18 protein-coding genes and 1 pseudogene are annotated in these 14,306 nt (G+C 72.0%); 8 read left to right on the top strand and 11 right to left on the bottom strand.

What is annotated here, in order from left to right:
* Positions 1-286 precede the first annotated feature (286 nt).
* Together C7C46_RS01395 and C7C46_RS01400 are read left to right on the top strand one after the other, a co-directional pair.
* Positions 287-493, top strand: a complete 207-nt coding sequence (locus tag C7C46_RS01395; RefSeq protein WP_110664711.1) for a cold-shock protein — start codon at positions 287-289, stop codon at positions 491-493.
* A gap of 162 nt (positions 494-655) precedes the next feature.
* Positions 656-2,422: a DEAD/DEAH box helicase gene (locus tag C7C46_RS01400; protein WP_110664713.1), complete on the top strand. Its 1,767-nt coding sequence runs from the start codon at positions 656-658 to the stop codon at positions 2,420-2,422.
* Positions 2,423-2,527: 105 nt separating this feature from the next.
* Here C7C46_RS01400 and C7C46_RS01405 read toward each other — a convergent pair whose 3' ends face one another.
* Positions 2,528-3,010, bottom strand: coding sequence for a MarR family winged helix-turn-helix transcriptional regulator (locus C7C46_RS01405; protein ID WP_110664715.1), 483 nt, complete (start codon positions 3,008-3,010; stop codon positions 2,528-2,530).
* 140 nt (positions 3,011-3,150) lie between these two features.
* Between C7C46_RS01405 and C7C46_RS01410 the strand changes: the two genes are divergently transcribed.
* Positions 3,151-3,564: an organic hydroperoxide resistance protein gene (locus tag C7C46_RS01410; protein WP_110664778.1), complete on the top strand. Its 414-nt coding sequence runs from the start codon at positions 3,151-3,153 to the stop codon at positions 3,562-3,564.
* A gap of 100 nt (positions 3,565-3,664) precedes the next feature.
* Here the strand turns inward: C7C46_RS01410 and C7C46_RS01415 are convergent, their stop codons facing one another.
* A complete protein-coding gene (locus C7C46_RS01415) occupies positions 3,665-4,438 on the bottom strand; it encodes a S1 RNA-binding domain-containing protein (RefSeq protein WP_110664717.1) in 774 nt (257 codons plus the stop codon).
* An 85-nt stretch (positions 4,439-4,523) separates the two neighbouring features.
* Between C7C46_RS01415 and C7C46_RS01420 the strand changes: the two genes are divergently transcribed.
* Positions 4,524-4,913, top strand: a complete 390-nt coding sequence (locus C7C46_RS01420; protein ID WP_110664719.1) for a VOC family protein — start codon at positions 4,524-4,526, stop codon at positions 4,911-4,913.
* Between the two features lie 14 nt (positions 4,914-4,927).
* Here C7C46_RS01420 and C7C46_RS01425 read toward each other — a convergent pair whose 3' ends face one another.
* Complete coding sequence (locus tag C7C46_RS01425; protein WP_110664721.1) at positions 4,928-5,416, bottom strand: GNAT family N-acetyltransferase; 489 nt, start codon at positions 5,414-5,416, stop codon at positions 4,928-4,930.
* Positions 5,417-5,500: 84 nt separating this feature from the next.
* On the opposite strand from C7C46_RS01425, the gene C7C46_RS01430 reads away from it, so the two are divergent.
* Entirely contained in the window at positions 5,501-5,884 is a 384-nt protein-coding gene (locus tag C7C46_RS01430) for a VOC family protein (RefSeq protein WP_110664723.1), read from the top strand.
* Positions 5,885-5,944: 60 nt separating this feature from the next.
* Here the strand turns inward: C7C46_RS01430 and C7C46_RS01435 are convergent, their stop codons facing one another.
* Together C7C46_RS01435 and C7C46_RS01440 are read right to left on the bottom strand one after the other, a co-directional pair.
* Positions 5,945-6,295, bottom strand: a complete 351-nt coding sequence (locus C7C46_RS01435) for a DNA-binding protein (protein ID WP_245984000.1) — start codon at positions 6,293-6,295, stop codon at positions 5,945-5,947.
* Between the two features lie 44 nt (positions 6,296-6,339).
* A pseudogene (locus C7C46_RS01440) lies at positions 6,340-6,589 on the bottom strand (hypothetical protein).
* 164 nt (positions 6,590-6,753) lie between these two features.
* Between C7C46_RS01440 and C7C46_RS01445 the strand changes: the two are divergent.
* Together C7C46_RS01445 and C7C46_RS01450 are read left to right on the top strand one after the other, a co-directional pair.
* On the top strand, positions 6,754-7,032 hold the full coding sequence (locus C7C46_RS01445) for a type II toxin-antitoxin system Phd/YefM family antitoxin (protein ID WP_181442133.1): 279 nt from the start codon (positions 6,754-6,756) through the stop codon (positions 7,030-7,032).
* Positions 7,029-7,295: a Txe/YoeB family addiction module toxin gene (locus C7C46_RS01450; RefSeq protein ID WP_110664727.1), complete on the top strand. Its 267-nt coding sequence runs from the start codon at positions 7,029-7,031 to the stop codon at positions 7,293-7,295. The genes C7C46_RS01445 and C7C46_RS01450 overlap by 4 nt, the downstream gene beginning before the upstream one ends.
* Before the next feature lie 34 nt (positions 7,296-7,329).
* Here C7C46_RS01450 and C7C46_RS01455 read toward each other — a convergent pair whose 3' ends face one another.
* Together C7C46_RS01455 and C7C46_RS01460 are read right to left on the bottom strand one after the other, a co-directional pair.
* Positions 7,330-8,277, bottom strand: coding sequence for a hypothetical protein (locus tag C7C46_RS01455; RefSeq protein WP_110664729.1), 948 nt, complete (start codon positions 8,275-8,277; stop codon positions 7,330-7,332).
* Positions 8,213-9,286 (bottom strand): helix-turn-helix transcriptional regulator, encoded by a 1,074-nt coding sequence (locus C7C46_RS01460; protein ID WP_181442134.1) that lies wholly within the window; start codon positions 9,284-9,286, stop codon positions 8,213-8,215. Before C7C46_RS01460 ends, C7C46_RS01455 begins: the two co-directional genes overlap by 65 nt.
* A gap of 137 nt (positions 9,287-9,423) precedes the next feature.
* Between C7C46_RS01460 and C7C46_RS01465 the strand changes: the two genes are divergently transcribed.
* A complete protein-coding gene (locus tag C7C46_RS01465; protein ID WP_110664733.1) occupies positions 9,424-10,452 on the top strand; it encodes an SMP-30/gluconolactonase/LRE family protein in 1,029 nt (342 codons plus the stop codon).
* On the opposite strand, the gene C7C46_RS01470 is transcribed toward C7C46_RS01465, so the two are convergent.
* The 4 genes from C7C46_RS01470 to C7C46_RS01485 form a co-directional block, all read right to left on the bottom strand.
* The gene (locus tag C7C46_RS01470) at positions 10,427-11,242 is read right to left on the bottom strand and encodes a sirohydrochlorin chelatase (protein WP_110664735.1); all 816 of its coding nucleotides are present in this window, start codon (positions 11,240-11,242) and stop codon (positions 10,427-10,429) included. The two genes, C7C46_RS01465 and C7C46_RS01470, sit on opposite strands and share 26 nt — an antisense overlap.
* 45 nt (positions 11,243-11,287) lie before the next feature.
* The gene (locus C7C46_RS01475; protein ID WP_110664737.1) at positions 11,288-12,211 is read right to left on the bottom strand and encodes an ABC transporter permease; all 924 of its coding nucleotides are present in this window, start codon (positions 12,209-12,211) and stop codon (positions 11,288-11,290) included.
* On the bottom strand, positions 12,198-13,001 hold the full coding sequence (locus tag C7C46_RS01480) for an ABC transporter ATP-binding protein (RefSeq protein ID WP_110664738.1): 804 nt from the start codon (positions 12,999-13,001) through the stop codon (positions 12,198-12,200). Before C7C46_RS01480 ends, C7C46_RS01475 begins: the two co-directional genes overlap by 14 nt.
* 145 nt (positions 13,002-13,146) lie before the next feature.
* Positions 13,147-14,265: an aliphatic sulfonate ABC transporter substrate-binding protein gene (locus tag C7C46_RS01485; protein WP_110664740.1), complete on the bottom strand. Its 1,119-nt coding sequence runs from the start codon at positions 14,263-14,265 to the stop codon at positions 13,147-13,149.
* Between the last annotated feature and the right edge of the window lie 41 nt (positions 14,266-14,306).

Consider the following 14,306-nt stretch of genomic DNA (forward strand, 5'->3'; position numbering starts at 1 on the left):
AGCCGCCTGTCTGCGTTCATCCGCTGGTCAACGAGTTGTCACCGGAGCAGATGCCGTAGTCCGGTAGTGACCAAACCGGTCAAAAATTATCCGATCATCCCGGGGGCCAGCGTGCTACAGTCGAAGCAGTTGCAGTTTTGGTTCCCATGAACGTTTGTGTGCGCCTGCTGGTATCAACCGACAGGCGCATTTGTTTTGTCCGGTGGTCATCTTCCGGATGGGGATCGCGGCGACGCGAGGTTCATGCAGTGTGGATCTCGTTGCCCCAGTAGTAAAGGAAACGGATATGGCTTCCGGTACCGTCAAGTGGTTCAACAGCGAAAAGGGCTTCGGCTTCATCGAGCAGGAGGGTGGCGGCCCGGACGTGTTCGCCCACTACTCCAACATCGCCGCGCAGGGCTTCCGTGAGCTGCTCGAGGGTCAGAAGGTCAACTTCGACGTGACCCAGGGCCCCAAGGGCCCGCAGGCCGAGAACATCACCATCGTCGGCTGACGTTCGGCACACGCTGGACTCGCCTGACGAGCGAAGGCCCGTACCGCACGGTGCGGGCCTTCGTCCATGCCGCCCACCGGCCGGGGCGGCGATTCTCTTCCTACGCGGCCGACCCCATGGGTCACCCATCGACGGTGACGGCGCAGGACGGAGAAGTACCGCATGACTGATCAGGCACGCCCCGACGGAGGCCGTGGACGCGGACGCAGCCAGGGTGGGCGCCCGCAGGGCACCCGCTCGCAGGCCGCCGAGGGCCAGGGCGGCCACCGCCAGGGCACCCGCGGCCAGGGCGCCCGCACCCCGGAGCAGGGCAGCCGCCCCGCCCGCGCGCCGCGCGGCACCGCCAAGGTGCGCATCGCCGAGCCGGCCGAGTTCACCACGGTGACCGGCACCCCGGCCCGGCCGCCGGCCGAGACCTTCGCCGAGCTGGAGATGCCCAAGGGCCTGCTCTCGGCGCTGACCCGGGAGGGCGTCACCGCGCCGTTCCCGATCCAGGCCGCCACCCTGCCCGACTCGCTGGCCGGGCGCGACGTGCTCGGCCGCGGCCGCACCGGCTCCGGCAAGACGCTCGCCTTCGGCCTGCCGCTGCTGGCCCGGGTGGCCGGACGCCGGGCCGACGCCCGCCGTCCGATCGCCATGGTGCTGGTCCCCACCCGCGAGCTCGCCCAGCAGGTGACCGACGCGCTCACCCCGTACGCGACCGCCGTCAACCTGCGGATCGCCACCGTGGTCGGCGGCATGTCGATCACCCGTCAGGCCAACCAGCTGCGCCGGGGCGCAGAGGTACTGGTCGCCACCCCGGGCCGGCTGGACGACCTGATCAACCGTCAGGACGTGCAGCTGGACCAGGTGGAGATCACCGTCCTGGACGAGGCCGACCAGATGGCCGACATGGGCTTCCTGCCCCAGGTCACCAAGCTGCTGGACCAGGTGGTCGAGGGCGGGCAGCGGATGCTCTTCTCGGCCACCCTGGACCGCAACATCGACCGCCTGGTGCAGCGGTTCCTGACCGACCCGGTGGTCCACTCGGTCGACCCCTCGGCCAGCGCGGTCACCACGATGGAGCACCACGTGCTCCAGATCGACCCCGCGGACAAGGCCTCGGCCACCGCGCACATCGCCGCCCGCGAAGGCCGGGTGATCATGTTCGTGCACACCAAGCACGGCGCCGACCGGCTGGCCAAGCAGCTGCTGGCGAGCGGCGTCCGGGCGGCGGCGCTGCACGGCGGCAAGTCGCAGCCGCAGCGCAACCGGGTGCTGGACCAGTTCCGCGAGGGTCAGGTCAGCGCGCTGATCGCCACCAACGTCGCGGCGCGCGGCATCCACATCGACGGCCTCGACTTGGTCGTCAACGTCGATCCGCCGATCGACCACAAGGACTACGTGCACCGTGGCGGCCGCACCGCCCGGGCCGGCGAGTCCGGCACCGTGGTCACCCTGGTGCTGCCCGAGCAGCGGCGCGACATGACCAAGCTGATGACCAACGCGGGCATCCGTCCGTTCACCACCAAGGTCCGCCCCGGCGATGCCGAGCTGACCCGGATCACCGGTGCCCGTACGCCCACCGGCGTCGCGGTCTCGCTGGCCCCGGTGGTGGTGGCCCCGGTGGCCGAGTCGGCGACGGACAAGTCGGCCGGGCGCTCGCGCGGCGGGGCCGACGGCGACAAGGACCGGGCCGGCGCCCCGCGCAACCGGCGCCGTTCGGGCGCTCGCTCCGGACTGCCGGCGGACGTGGACATGAACGGCAACCCGAAGCAGCGCCGCCCCAAGCAGCGCCTGGGCAGCGGCACCGCCGGCGCCACCACCGGCGACGGCCGCCGGATGGCCGCCGGCTTCATCGGCAAGACCAGCGGCAACGCGGCGCCGGGCAGCGGCTCGAAGAGCGGCTCCAACTACGGCACCGGGCGTCAGCGGCGCGCGGCGCGCTGACGCTCCGCCACCACGGCGAAGAGGGCCGATCCCGTTGGGGGTCGGCCCTCTCGGCGTTTCTCGAGGTGGGGTGGGGTGGTGCCGGGTGACGTGGTGCGGTGCCGGTCAGCCGCAGTCGGCGGGGGAGACCGTCGGCAGGGCAGTGGCGTCCAGGGTGGCGGTCAGGCGGGTGATCCGCTCGCGCAGGTCGGTGATCTCGCCCAGGTCGAGCCCGGTGGCGGCCGAGATCCGCGCGGGCAGCCGGGCGGCCTGCTCGCGCAGCGCCGTGCCCGCCGCGGTGGGGCGCACGATGACCGAGCGCTCGTCCTGCGCGCTGCGCTCGCGGACCACCAGGCCGGCCGCCTCCAGCCGCTTCAGCAGCGGTGACAGCGTGCCGGAGTCCAGCCGCAGCTGTTCGCCTATCTGCTTGACCCCCAGCTCCTGGTGCTCCCAGAGCACCAGCATCACCAGGTACTGCGGGTAGGTCAGGCCCAGCTCCTGGAGGGCGTCGCGGTACAGCGCGTTGAACGCCCGGGAGGCGGCGTGCAGGGCGAAGCAGATCTGGTTGTCCAGCAGCAGCCAGCTCGGGTCCACCCGGTCCTCGGTCATGGATCAACGGTACCACTGAGCGCTATCGAGTTGCGCACAACTGAATTGTGTGATGTCATTCTGGACGTACGCCAGAGCGATCGACCGAACGACCGACCGAACTGCACGAGCACGCGAAGGACGGATACCCCATGAGCACGCTGACCCCGCTGTACACCGCTGTTGCCACCGCCACCCACGGCCGCGAGGGTCGCGCCGTCAGCTCGGACGGCCTGCTGGACGTCAACCTCGCGCTGCCCGTCGCGCTCGGCGGCAACGGCCAGGGCACCAACCCCGAGCAGCTCTTCGCCGCCGGCTACGCGGCCTGCTTCGCCAGCGCGCTCGGCCTGGTCGGCCGCGAGGCGAAGGTGGACACCTCGGAGGCGGCCGTCACCGCGGAGGTCACCATCGGCAAGGACGAGACCAGCTTCGCGCTCTCCGTGGTGCTCCGGGTCGAGCTGCCCGACGCGATCGACAAGGCGGCCGGCCAGGCCCTGGTCGAGGCGGCTCACCAGGTCTGCCCGTACTCCAAGGCGACCCGCGGCAACGTCGCGGTGGAGCTCGTGATCGAGTAGTCGTCAGGCAGGCGTCCGCGTCCGACGCCGCGTCAACTGGCCCGTCCCCGGCTGGATCATCCGGGGGCGGGCCAGGCGACGTTCAGCCTGTTCGCTCCGTTCAGTCCGCGAGCGCCAGCAGGACGCGGCGCCGTTCGCGGTCGACCTCGGCCAGGGTGACGGTTACCTGGTCGCCCGGCTTCAGGGCGGTGCCAGGCTCGTGGACCAGGCCCACGACGCCGTCGGCGACGCGGACGAAGGCACCGATCACGTCCACCACCTCGGTCACGGAGCCGGACAGGCGCCGGCCCACGGCGACGGTTTCCGCCCAGAGTTGGAAGGGGTCGGGGTGCAGGCCGCGCAGCGAGAGGCGGGCTTCGCCGTTGTAGGTGTCGAACTGCAGGAACATGGCACGCACCTGCTGGCCGACCTGGACAGTCTCGGCCAGCGGCGTGCCGCGCACCCAGGACAGTTCGGGAAGGGTGATGAATCCGACCCCGGGGAAGAGCGGATGGGCCGGCCCCTGGTCCAGGGCCACGAAGACGCCGAAGGGCTCGATCGAGGCGATGGTCCCGATGAGCATGTCGCCGAAGGCGAACCCGGCGAGGAAGGCCCACAGTTCGGCGTGCGCGGTGGCGGCGAGGGAGAGCCGGACCAGGTTCCGGCCAGGGTGGACCGCCATCACCTGGGCGGTGACCCGCTCGCCCACCTCGTAATCGGGGCTCCGTCGGCCCAGGGGGAGGTCGCCCGACCACACCTCGCCGAGGGGGTGGGAGGGGAAGTCGTCCAGAGCGACTTTCAGGCCTGCGCGCTCGACGGCGCTGACGGTGCCGGCGCAGTGGTCGCCAGGGGCGAGGGTGGAGAAGAACGCTTTGGCTGCCGGGTCGGCTGTCATCGGCGCAGGATACTGCACTGTTCTCGGCGTGCTCGGCGGAGAAAAATCTCAACTCGTGCCGGACGCCCGTTGTTACGGTGGGCTCATGGCAACGGTAAGGAAGTTCCAGGTCACCTTCGACTGTGCTGATCCCGAGCGCGTCGCCCGCTTCTGGTGCGAGGTGTTGGGGTACGTGGTGCCGCCGGGGTGCGAGGGCCAGGAATCTTGGGCGGTGGCTGCCGATCCGTCAGGAGAGGGGCCGCGGATGTACTTCCAGCGGGTGCCCGAGGGGAAGGTCGCCAAGAATCGCGTGCACCTCGATGTGCGCGTCGGAACCGGGCTGGTGGGGGAGGAGCGCCTGGCCACGTTGCAGGCCGAGTGCGCGCGGCTGGTCGAGCTCGGCGCGGAGTACGACCAGCTCCTGCCGGCCGACGAAGACAACGAGTCGTGCATCCTCATGCGCGACGTCGAGGGGAACGAGTTCTGCCTCGACTGACGGCCGCGGTGGGCTCAGCTGCGGACGAGGTCGACCGTGTACCAGGTGGCGGGGTTGCCGTCGCGGCTGGTCGGGCCGGTGGGCGTGAACCCGGCTTTGGCCAGTACCCGGCGGGAGGCGAGGTTGTCGTCGGTGGCGGCGGCCCCCAGGGTGCGCAGGCCGTGGCGCGTAGCCGCCAGGCGGCACAGCTCGCGGACGGCGGAGGTGGCCAGCCCGCGGCCGGTCGCTAACTCGGCTACCCGGTAGCCGAGTTCGGCACCCCCGTCGACTAGGTCGACCAGGTTGAACCGTCCGAGCACCGACCCGTCCGGCGCCAGGCACAGGTAGAAGGCGCAGACCCCGTCGGCCTGTTCGGCCAGCAGGCCGGCGAACCGCTCGGCGAACTCGGCGAAGTAGGCGTCGCCCCGGTCGGGGATCGCCGCGGCGAAGTACGCGCGGTTCGCAAGCTCGAACGCGAGGACGGCGTCGGCGTGGTCGGGGCGCAGCGGGGTGAGGAGGTGCACGCCGCGGAGCGTAGCCAGGGGCGGGGGCCGCGCGCGAGCCAGTTTCCCGACGGGGGGCGAGGCCCGCGTTGATAGGGTGCGCGAATGCCAGCGATCAAGGAGTTCCAGGTCACCTTCGACTGCGCCGAGCCGGAGCGCCTCGCCCGCTTCTGGTGCGAGGTGCTGGGCTACGTGGTGCCGCCGGGGGGCGAGGGCCACGAATCGTGGGCAGCCGCTGTCGACCCGTCAGGGGCGGGCCCGCGCCTGTACTTCCAACGCGTCCCGGAGGGGAAGGCCGCCAAGAACCGCGTCCACTTCGATGTCCGGGTCGCCACCGGCCTGGTGGGCGAGGAGCGCCTCGCCGCCCTGGAGACCGAGTGCGCCCGCCTGGTCCCGCTCGGCGCGGTGCACGTGCGGACGCTGTACGACGGCAATGATGCGTGCATCCCGATGCTGGACATCGAGGGCAACGAGTTCTGCCTGGACTGACTACGGCTGACGGGCCCTGCATGGCCTCACAGCGCCCCGGGAGTGCCGAGGTCAGAGCTGTCAGACGGAGACGAGCCGCACCCGGTCACCGCACAGCTTGGCCAGGTCGTCGATGTCCGATGTCAGCAGGACGACGGGTCGTTGCTGGCGCAGTGCCAGCTCGGCGACTGCCGCATCGACGGCGTACTTGTGGCCGTGCAGGCCCGCGCCGATCAGCATCGCCGAGGCGGTTCTGGCTTCCTCGTCAGCGACCGGCACGATCCGTAGCCCGGAGAGGATCCATCGCAGTCGCGCCTGATCGGTACGGCTGTGTACAGCTCCGATGATGGTCAGAGCGCTGATCACCACCTCCTTGCCCCGCCTGCGAGCCTCGGCGACCATCGCGAGGACAGGCTCGTGATCGCCGAGCAGTTTGGAGAGCCCCTCGGAATCCAATACCAAGGTGTCCTCGTGCCTCAGCCTGCGACGGGCCGTCCGCCCTCCTCGGCGAACACCTCGTCGAAGACCTGGCGGGCCAGCTCCTGCTCCACCGCCGAGATCGGTCCTTGCCGGCGCTCGTAGTCGGCAAGGTACTCATCAAGGATCTGGCCACGCAAACTCGCGTTTGCCCACGCGCTGGCGGATCGCCTCGGCCGTACCTTCAGGAAGTGAGAGGCTCACCCGGGTGGCCGGCCCCTCGCTGATGCTGTAGGGCATCTCAGTCATGGGGCAAGTTTCTCAAAGAAGTAGGAAGAGAGTCCGGCGGCATCCGACCGGTGCCTTGCGGATTCCGATGGCGGTGCGCCTGGGCTGCCGAGCTGATCTCCGTGGTCGGTCGGTTGCCACGACGGCCTGGCGTGAATCTTTGGGCGTACGTTATTATGTACAGCATGAAGACGATGAGTGCGACCGAGTTGCGCGGCAATCTCGCTGCCGCGCTCGATTCTGTTGAGCAGGACGCGGAAGAGCTCGTCATCACCAGGGCTGGTCATGAACCGCTGGTCGTCATTCCCCTGGCCGAGTACGCCTCACTCCGCGAGACCGACTACCTGCTGCGCTCTCCGGCCAACGCCGACCACCTGCGTCAGTCCCTTCGGGACTACCGAGAAGGTCGTACGCAGCATCGCGAACTGGTCGACCCCGTGGACTTCACTGAGCAGTCCGCGTGAAGATTCAGTTCACCGAAGGCGGATGGAACGACTACCTGTCGTGGCAGGCGGACGATCGGCGCCTGCTCAAGCGCATCAACCAACTGATCGATGACATTCGCCGCAACGGCAACGAGGGCATCGGTAAGCCAGAGCCCTTGCGCCACGAGCTCGCCGGGGCCTGGTCCCGGCGGATCGACCAGGAGCACCGCCTGGTCTACGTCCTCGACGAGCAAGCCGACACCGTATACGTCATTGCCTGCCGCTACCACTACGGCAAGTAGGGCCGGCTTCACCCCAGAGGGTTCGTATCCCGCCTCAGTCGTCCAGGCGGTGGCGCGTGTGCTGGAGGTAGGCCAGGCCGCGGTGGAGGTGGGCGCGGATGGTCGGGGTGAGGTGCTTGGCCCAGGTGGGGGTGGGGTCGGCGCGCAGATGGGTCCAGCAGGCGAGGGTGTAGCCGAACTGCTGGTGCGTCAGGTAGCCGTAGTGGTGCACGGGGCCGAATCGGCGGCCGGCGAGCATCTGGTCCGTCAGGTCGCCCATGGGCAGCACCGACCAGCCGTGCGTGGTCCGCGCGAAGTGGTGGGCGCCGTTGGCGCTGAAGACGCCCATGCCCAGGTGGACCGTGAGGAAGTCGGTGAGCTTCTCCTCGTCCCGCTCCCAGGCAGGCAGGCGGCCCTCGGCGCGCAGCCGGACGTGGGCCAGCTCGTGGGCGATGATCGCGGTGAGCACGGCCGGATCCTCGCGTGAGCGCAGGTCGAGCGAGATGACGGGGCGGCCGTCCTCGGCGTGGTAGGTGCCGACCGTGGTGGACCCGCGCTCCGCGGGGACGGCCTCGAAGTGGCGCACCTCCAGGTCGGGCGCCTGGACCCGCATCACCGTGCTGACCCGGCGGACCAGTTCCTCGACCTGCTCGGTGCTGCCCCGGTAGCCCACCGGATAGAAGGTGGCCGCGGGCCGCACCGCCGACTGCTCGGCGGGCGGGCCGAACTCCCGGGTGCACCAGCGCAGCCAGCGCTCCAGTTGCTGCTGGTCGTGGTGCGGGACCGGGCACTCGGCGCTGGGCGCGGCGGGCTTGTGGGACCACGGCGGCGCCACCGCCGCGAAGCCGTCGGGGCGGTGCGGCTGTTCGGGCAGGAATCCCACGTCGGCCGTCCGCTCGCCGAGGTCGAGCGCCTCCTCGTCCGCGCCGAACAGGCGCTCACCCGCGCCGCGCAGGTGGTCGCCCGCGTCGCGCAGGCGGTCGGTCCAGTGCTGATCGGTCATCGCCATCCCCCCGGGGGGAACGTACCCCCGGCGCTTCGCGAACACCCGTTATCTGAGCGAACGTTGAGCTGACCGCCACCACCTGCTCGTCGCCGCTGTCGGTGAGGTGCGGCAGCCGGGCCGCGGTCGCCTCGTCGCGGGCCTGCAGGATGACCAGTTGGAGGTCCTCCGGCGCCCGCAGCACGATCTGGTCCAGGCACAGCGGACCGAGCCGCTCGTGCAGCAGGTCCTTCGCCGTGCCCGCCCGCTCCTGCACCTCGTGTTCGTCCAGCCAGGCGTCGGCCTCTGGGAAGGCGCCCCGCAACCTGGCGATCAGCGCGGCGAGTTGGCGTCCGCCCGGGGTCTCGGCGCCGCCGCGTTCGGCGTAGCTGGCGCGCAGCTGGGCCAGGGTGCGGCGGGCGTGGTACTCCCAGTCCACGGTGCGGGCGCGGCTGAGCGGGTTGGCGAAGACCAGCCAGGCCATGTTGCGGTCCACCGGGTCGTACTGCGAGAAGTTCAGCAGCGCCTCGGCCTGCGGGTTCCAGGCCCGCACGTCCCAGTCGGCGTCCAGCAGGTAGGCGGGCGAGGGTGCCTGGGCCGCCAGCAGCCGGTTCAGCGCCGCCGGGATCCCGCGCACCGGCCGGTCGGGGTGCGGGCCCGGTTGGCTGCCCGCCAGGCGGAAGAAGTAGTCGGTCTCCGCCGGGTCCAGCCGCAGCGTGCCGGCCAGGGCGGCCAGCACCTCGGGGGAGGGGTTGATCTCCCGGCCCTGCTCGAGCCAGGTGTACCAGGTGACCCCGACCCCGGCGAGCACCGCCAGCTCCTCGCGCCGCAGCCCCGGGGTGCGGCGGCGGCCGCCGGCCGGCAGACCCACGTCCTGCGGGCTGAGGCGGGCCCGCCGGCTGCGCAGGAAGTTGGCCAGCGCGGTGCGCCGCTGCTGGTGCTGGTGCTCGTCCCCGTGCCGCGGCTCGTCCCTGCGCTGCCCGTGCTGCGGCTCGTCCCCCCGTTGCCCGTGCCGCTGAGTACCCGTCATCGCCCGCATCCCCCTTCACCTAACACTATCTCCCCGCAGTTGGGTGGTAGTGCGGCTACCAGCATCGGCACGCACTGCCCGCCCGCCCGCCGACGCGAAAAGCTTGGGCCAGTCAACGGAGTTGAGGAGTGGTGACGATGAACGGGACGACCCGACGGACCGCAGTGGCCGCCGCCCTGGCGGCGGCCGCGATCATGGGCGGCGCGCTGCCCGCAGTGGCGGCCGACCGGGCACCGGGCGCGGTGGCCCCGGCGGCCTGGTACGGCGGCGCGGTGGCCGGGACCGGCAACGAGCTGAACCCGGAGAGCGCCAGCTGGGACCCGACCAGCGGCCGGTTCGTGATCAGCTCGATCCACCAGGGCGTGGTCAGCACGGTGGGCCCCGACGGCGTGGCCCGCACCCTGGTCGCCGACCCGACGCTGGTCTCGGTGATCGGCGTCAAGGTGGACGCCGCGCGCGGGCGGGTGCTGGTCTGCAACGCCGACCCGGCCGGCCTGTCGGTGCGCAGCACCCCCGGCAGCCAGGGCCATGTGGCCGGCCTGGGCAGCTACGACCTGCGCACCGGCGCGCGGCGCTGGTACGTGGACCTGGCGGCGGTCGCCGCCGACGGCGGGCCGCACATGGCGAACGACGTGGTGTTCGACGCGGACGGCACGGCGTACGTGACCGACTCCTTCTCGCCGATCGTCTACCAGGTCACCGCCGACGGGCGGGCCTCGGTGTTGCTGCGCGACACCCGGCTCGGCGCCGGCGCCGGGCAGTTCGGGCTGAACGGCATCGTGCTGCGGGACAGCCGGCTGTACCTGGGCAACTACCAGAACGGCGCGATCTGGGAGGTGCCGGTGCACCGCTTGGGCGCGCTCCGGCTGCTGGTGCAGGACCCGCGGCTGGTGGGCCTGGACGGCCTGACCGCCGGGCCGGACGGCACCCTGCTGGGCGCCACCAACCGGATCGGGACGGACTCCTCGGGCCAGGTGGTGACGGTTCGTCAGCACCACGGCCAGGCGCGGCTGAGCGTGGCGAACGCGCCGGTGCCCGCTCCCACCGCGGTGACCAAGGGCCCGGACGGCGCCTACTGGGTGCTGAGCGGGCGGATGGACGTGCTGTTCGCCGGCGGGGCGACCGACGAGTTCCGGCTGGTCAGGCTGCCTGCCGTCGGGCGGTGACGCAGGCTGCCCGCTGTCGGGCGGCGACGGCGGGCACCGCGGCGTAGCGGGCGAGCACCAGCTTGGCCAGCTCCGGGGCGGCGCCGAGCACGGGGGCGACCAGGTCGGCCCCGGCCTCGGCGGCCGCCGAGGCGATCCGGTCCGGCAGCAGTCCCGGCGCCAGCAGGTACGGGGCGACGGCGGTCCGCTCGGCCCCGGCGGCGCGTAGCTCGGCCAGCGCCTCGGGGACCCGGGGGCCGCCGGCCGAGGCGTAGGCGACGGTGACCGCCGCCCAGCCGCGCCGGGCCCCCCAGTGCGCGGCCAGCGCACGGGTGGCGGCGTCGGCGGCCGGGTCGGAGGAGCCGGCCGCGGCCAGCACCAGGCCGGTGCGGGCCCGCTCGACGGGGTCGGCCACCCGCAGGCCGGCCTCGGCCAGGCGCCGCTCCAGCGCGGCGAGCAGCAGTTCCTCGCGCGGAGCGCCGAGCACCTCGGCCACCGGGAGGCCGCCGCCTCCGCCGGCCCCGGCCCCGCCGTCACCGCCGACCCCGGCCCCGGCGGCGAGCAGCGCGGCGGGGATGTCGTGCTTGGCGTGGTAGGCCCGGTTGAGCAGCAGCGGGACGGCCACCGCGGGCCGCCCCGCCAGGCGCTCCAGCACCCGGGGCAGCCGCGGGGCGGAGTGGTCCAGGTAGGCGGTGTCCACCGCCAGCCCGGGCTGCTGCGCCCGCACCTGGCGCACCAGGGCGTCGACCGTCGCGGCGTGCCGCGGGTCGCGGCTGCCGTGGGCGATCAGCAACAGGGTGGGCTGGGACATGGCGGCTTCCGTGACGTGGTGCGGATACTCGGGGCGCGGTGGTGCTCAGCGCGAGGTCTGCAGCAGCCCGCGGCTGCGCAGCACCCGTCGCTCGACCGGCGAGAAGACCAGCAGGTCGATGGCGACCCCGACGACCAGGATCAAAATGATACCGAGCAGCACCCCGGCCATGTTGCTGGAGTCGCGCTGGTTCTCCAGGTAGCGGCCCAGGCCGATGCCCAGGTCGGGGGAGGAGGCGATCAGCTCGGCGGCCATCAGCGAGCGCCAGGAGAAGGCCCAGCCCTGCTTGAGCCCCGCCAGGTAGCCGGGCAGCGCGGCCGGCAGCAGGATGTGCCGGGCCCCGCTCAGGCCGCGCGCGCCCAGGGTGCGCCCGGCCCGCAGGAAGAGCGGCGGGACCTGGTCGATGCCGGAGATCAGGCCGTTGGCGATCGAGGGCACCGCGCCGAGCAGGATCACCGCGTACATCGCGGAGTCGTTGATGCCCAGCCAGATCACCGCGGCCGGCACCCAGGCCACCGAGGGCAGCGACTGCAGCCCCGAGAGCACCGGCGCCACGGCCGCCCGCACCGGTCGGACCCGGGCCACCAGCAGCCCGATCGGGGTGCCGATCACCACCGCGGCGACGAAGCCGGAGATGCCGCGCCAGATGCTGGTCCAGACGATCGAGAAGAGCGTGCCCTGGTACCAGAGGTCCTGCAGGCTCTGCCAGACGGCCAGCGGGCTGGGCAGCTTGTACGACGGAGTGACGTGCAGGCTGTAGACCAGCTGCCACAGCGCCAGCACCAGCAGCACGCCGAGCACCGGCGGCAGCACCTTCTGTCGCAGCACCTGGGTCAGCGGGGTGCGCTGGACCTGCACCGCGTCCAGCGCGTCCAGGCCGGCCTCGACGCCGTGCAGGTCGCTGCCGGGGGCGGCGGTGCCGGCCGGGTTCTCGGTCTCCGCCACGGCGGCGGTCTCAGTGCTGGCCATGGCGGCGGATCTCCCTGCGCAGGTCTTCGGTGATCTCGACGGACAGGTCCGCGACGCAGGCGGACTCGATGCGGCGCGGCTGCGGCAGGTCGATCTCCCACTGCTTGGCCACCCGGCCGGGCCGGGAGGAGAGCAGCACCACCCGCTGGGCCAGCCGGACCGCCTCGCGCACGTTGTGGGTGACGAAGAGCACGGTCAGCTGTCGCTCCGACCAGATCCGGGTGATCTCCTCGTGCAGCACGTCCCGGGTGATCGCGTCCAGGGCGGCGAACGGCTCGTCCATCAGCAGCACCTTGCTGCCCTGGGCCAGCGCGCGGGCCATCGCGACCCGCTGGCGCATGCCGCCGGACAGCTCGTGCACCCGCTTGCCGTAGGAGCCGGCCAGCCGAACCAGCTCCAGCAGGCGCTCGGCCTCGGGCCGGCGCTCGGCGCGCGGCACGCCGTTCAGCCGCAGCGCCAGCTCGATGTTCTTGCCCGCGGTCAGCCACGGGAACAGCGCGTGCTCCTGGAACATCAGGGCCGGGCGGGCTCCGGCCACCTCGATGGTGCCCGCGGTCGGCCGGTCGAGGCCGGCCACCAGGTTGAGCAGCGTGGACTTGCCGCAGCCGGAGGCGCCGAGCAGGCAGAGGAACTCGCCCGCGGCCACGTCCAGGTTGATGTCGTCCAGCACCGGGGCGTCGGCACCCGGGCGGCCGAAGGTCTTGTGCACGCCCGCGATCCGCACGGCGGGGGCGCCGCTGCGGTCCGCGAGGACGGGAGCCTCGTTCGGGGTGGTCAGTGCCGTGCTCATCGCGGGCACCTCCTGGCGTGAGTGGGGCGAGCGGAAGCTGGGGGAGCCGGTGCCCGCCCCCGGCCGGCCCTGTGACTGGGCATCGACCGGGTCGGACGGGGGCGGGCACCGGAGCAGGGCGGTCCTGACGGTGCGTCAGGACGGGTTACGGGGCGCCGAGTCCGGCGTCCTGGACAGCCGGCTGTCCGGCCGCCTGGAGCACCTTGTTCAGCGGCGCCAGGTCGTAGATCCCGGCGATGTTCGGCTTCTTCAGCAGGCCGGCGGTGACCGCGTGGTCGGCCTCCGACTGCAGGGTGGCCGCCAGCGGGTCGTCCAGGAAGTCGATGCTCTTCCAGGCCGGCGCCAGGACCGCGTCCGGCAGCGCGTTGCCGCCGGCCGCCTTGATCGCGGCGTTGGCGTCCTGCGCGGCCTTGTCGGAGTTGGCCTTGATGAACGCGTTGGTCTTCACCGAGCCGCGCAGCACGGCCTCCACCACGTCCGGGTGGGCCTTGAGGAACTTCTGCGAGACGATGATGTTGGTGATCACGAACTGCTTGTTCGGCCAGAGGTCCTTCTCGTCCAGCAGCACCTTGGCGCCCTTGCTCACCAGGGTGGAGGCGGTCGGCTCGGGCACCCAGGCACCGTCGATCGCGCCGGAGGAGTAGGCGTCGGGGGTGACCTTGTTGTCGGTGCGGACCACCGAGACGTCGCCCGCACCGGACTGCGGGTCCTCCTTGAAGCCCTTGCCCGCCAGGTAGTTGAGCAGCGCCACGTCCTGGGTGTTGCCCAGCTGCGGGGTGGCGATCTTCTTGCCCTTGAGCTCGTCCAGGCTGGTGATCTTCGCCGGGTTGACCACCAGCGCCACGCCGCCGGAGGCCGAGCCGCCGACGATCTTCAGGTTGGAGCTGTTGGACTGCACGTAGCCGTTGATCGCCGGAGAGGGCCCGACCCAGCCGATGTCGATCGAACCGGCGTTGAGCGCCTCGATCTCGGAGGGGCCGGCGTTGAACACCTGGGTCTTGATCTGGGTGCCGCCCAACTCCTTCTGGAACAGCCCCTCCTGCAGACCGACCAGGGCGGTGCCGTGGGTCAGGTTGGCGAAGTAGCCGATCTTCACGGTGTCGGCGGAGAGCTTGGCGCCGCTGGTGGCGGCGGCCGGGGCGGCGTTGGCGGTCTTGTCCGCCTTGGAACCGTAGCTGCAGGCGCTGAGCAGGCCGACCGCGGTCAGGGCGGCGACGGCGGCCGCCGTCGCGCGCAGTGATCTGGAGGTCTGGAGCGAAGCCATCGAGGTGTCCTCTGGGTGGAACGGTCAAGGGAAGGTAGTGC

The sequence above is a fragment of the Streptomyces tateyamensis genome (genome assembly GCF_003205575.1).
In the GTDB taxonomy this organism is placed as follows: Bacteria; Actinomycetota; Actinomycetes; order Streptomycetales; family Streptomycetaceae; genus Kitasatospora; species Kitasatospora tateyamensis.